2 protein-coding genes are annotated in these 2,998 nt (G+C 69.8%); one reads left to right on the top strand and one right to left on the bottom strand.

Translation table 11 applies throughout. From position 1 onward, the window contains the following. Positions 1-79: 79 nt before the first annotated feature. Positions 80-313, bottom strand: coding sequence for a hypothetical protein (locus ACFU7Z_RS38260; protein WP_049650788.1), 234 nt, complete (start codon positions 311-313; stop codon positions 80-82). A gap of 538 nt (positions 314-851) precedes the next feature. Here ACFU7Z_RS38260 and ACFU7Z_RS38255 point away from each other — a divergent pair. Beyond that, a complete protein-coding gene (locus ACFU7Z_RS38255) occupies positions 852-2,963 on the top strand; it encodes a type IIA DNA topoisomerase subunit B (RefSeq protein ID WP_049650787.1) in 2,112 nt (703 codons plus the stop codon). Positions 2,964-2,998: the final 35 nt, after the last annotated feature.

Raw genomic sequence — 2,998 nt, 5'->3', positions numbered from 1 at the left:
CCGTCGCCCGGCTCACCGGTCGCGCGTGGTGCGCGACCGGACACAGCTCGAGGCCGGCTGCTGTTGGTGGCGCCCTGTATCAGCGCTCGTCGTCGGTGGCCGTCACGGTGGTCGCGGTGGTGAGACGGCCGCTCTCGTCCTGTATCTCCACGGCGATCTTCTTGAGCTCGGGCTCGAACTTCCGGCCGTGGTGGGCGCAGAAGAGCAGCTCTCCGCCGCTGGCGAGTACGACGCGCAGGTAGGCCTGGGCGCCGCAGCGGTCGCAGCGGTCAGCCGCGGTGAGCGGGCTCGCAGGGGTCAGAACAGTAGTCACGTCGCCTCTTCTCTAGCTCGACGAGCTGTCGTACCAGGGTCAACATCCAACCAGGCCGAAAACGTTCCCGCTCGTGGCTTTTCTTCTCTGAGGATTCTGCTGTGTTGATGAGGACGTGCCCCGGGCGCCGGTGGTTCATGCGTGCCGGATTCCGGGATCCGCCCTTCGCTCGAACGCCCGATCGGGATCGGGTGCGAGGTCCGCGTAGCATAATCCTCTGCCGGGTTGGAGCATAAGCCCCGTCCCGGGCCCCGGTAGCCTGCATAACGGCAGTTCCGGAGCCTGCGCCGGGCCCCACGATCCGCCAGGACCGGTGGTACCGGGAGGAGATGGCGCCCCCGGGGCCCACACCCGGGTGCGGTGCTTGTTCGCGCAGCGCGTACAAGCTGCGCGGGGCCGGTCCGTCGTGCTGTGCACCCGGCGCACGGGTTCGGGCACGCAGGGCGACGGGTGTCGGTGCGGCGTGCTGCACTGGCGTTTGGTCCGGATGCGTCCGGATGTGACCGATGAGACAGATCTTCACCGAGGAGAGTGCCGCGTGAGTGCCGAAACGACCGTGCCGTCCGCGCTGCTGGCCGGCGACGACGGTTCCAACTACACCGCGCGGCACCTGCTCGTCCTGGAGGGCCTGGAGGCGGTCCGCAAGCGCCCCGGCATGTACATCGGCTCGACCGACAGCCGCGGTCTGATGCACTGCCTCTGGGAGATCATCGACAACTCCGTCGACGAGGCGCTCGGCGGCTACTGCGACCGCATCGACGTCGTGCTGCACCCCGACTCCTCGGTCGAGGTCCGGGACAACGGGCGCGGCATCCCGGTCGACGTCGAGCCCAAGACCGGGCTGTCCGGCGTCGAGGTCGTGATGACCAAGCTGCACGCCGGCGGCAAGTTCGGCGGCGGCTCCTACGCGGCCTCCGGCGGTCTGCACGGCGTCGGCGCCTCGGTCGTCAACGCGCTCTCCGCCCGCCTCGACGTCGAGGTCGACCGCAGCGGGCACACCCACGCGATCAGCTTCCGCCGCGGCACTCCCGGCATCTTCACCGAGACCAGCCCGGACGCGCCCTTCGAGGCCGGAAACGGCCTGACCAGGACCCGCAAGGTGCCGAAGACCCGCACCGGCACCCGGATCCGCTACTGGGCCGACCGGCAGATCTTCCTCAAGGACGCCAAGCTCTCCCTGGAGACGCTGCACAGCCGCGCCCGGCAGACCGCCTTCCTGGTCCCCGGCCTGACCATCGTGGTGCGTGACGAGCGGCTCACCGAGAGCGAGCAGATCGACGAGACGGTCTTCCGCTACGACGGCGGCATCGCCGAGTTCTGCGAGTTCCTGGCCCCCGACAAGCCGGTCTGCGACGTGCTGCGGCTGCGCGGCGAGGGCACCTTCAAGGAGACCGTGCCGGTCCTGGACGACCTCGGCCACATGACCCCCACCGAGGTCACCCGCCACCTCGGCGTGGACATCGCGCTGCGCTGGGGCGCCGGCTACGACACCACCCTGCGCTCCTTCGTCAACATCATCGCCACCCCCAAGGGCGGCACCCACATCACCGGCTTCGAGCGCTCGCTGGCCAAGACGGTCAACGAGGCGCTGCGCGCGAGCAAGCTGCTGCGCGTCGCCGAGGACGACATCACCAAGGACGACGCCACCGAGGGCCTCACCGCCGTCGTCACCGTCCGGCTCGCCGAGCCGCAGTTCGAGGGCCAGACCAAGGAGGTGCTCGGCACCTCGGCGGCCAACCGGATCGTCGCCGCCGTCGTCGCCAAGGAGCTCAAGGCCTTCCTCACCTCGGCCAAGAAGGACCAGAAGCTCCAGGCCCGGGCCGTGCTGGACAAGGTCGTCGCGGCCGCCCGCACCCGGGTCGCCGCTCGGCAGCACAAGGAGGCCCAGCGCCGCAAGACCGCGCTGGAGACCAGCTCGCTGCCCGCCAAGCTGGCCGACTGCCGCAGCGACGACGTCGACCGCAGCGAACTGTTCATCGTCGAGGGGGACTCCGCGCTCGGCACCGCCAAGCTCGCCCGCAACTCCGAGTTCCAGGCGCTGCTGCCGATCCGCGGCAAGATCCTCAACGTGCAGAAGGCGTCCGTGAGCGACATGCTCAAGAACGCCGAGTGCGCCGCGATCATCCAGGTGATAGGGGCCGGCTCCGGCCGCACCTTCGACATCGACCAGGCCCGCTACGGCCGGGTCATCTTCATGGCCGACGCCGACGTCGACGGCTCGCACATCCGCACCCTGCTGCTCACCCTGTTCCACCGCTACATGCGGCCGATGGTCGAGCAGGGCCGGGTCTTCGCCGCCGTGCCGCCGCTGCACCGGATCGAGCTCACCAGCCCCAAGCGCGGCCAGGAGAAGTACCACTACACCTACTCCGACGCCGAACTGCGCTCCACGCTGCTGGAGTTCCAGCGCAAGAACCAGCGCTGGAAGGAGCCGGTGCAGCGCTACAAGGGCCTCGGCGAGATGGACGCCGACCAGCTGGCCGAGACCACCATGGACCCGCGCCACCGCACGCTGCGCCGGATCAACCTGGGCGACCTGGAGCAGGCCGAGCGGATCTTCGACCTGCTGATGGGCAACGACGTCGCCCCGCGCAAGGAGTTCATCGTGGATTCGGCGGCCACCCTGGACCGCTCCCGCATCGACGCCTGATTCCCGGCCGGACGCGAGGGCCCTCCACCCACGGG

The organism is Kitasatospora sp. NPDC057518 (assembly GCF_042802075.1).
In the GTDB taxonomy this organism is placed as follows: domain Bacteria; phylum Actinomycetota; class Actinomycetes; order Streptomycetales; family Streptomycetaceae; genus Kitasatospora.
The sequence above is the reverse complement of the archived record's forward strand: the minus strand, read 5'-3'. Positions and strand labels throughout refer to the sequence as shown.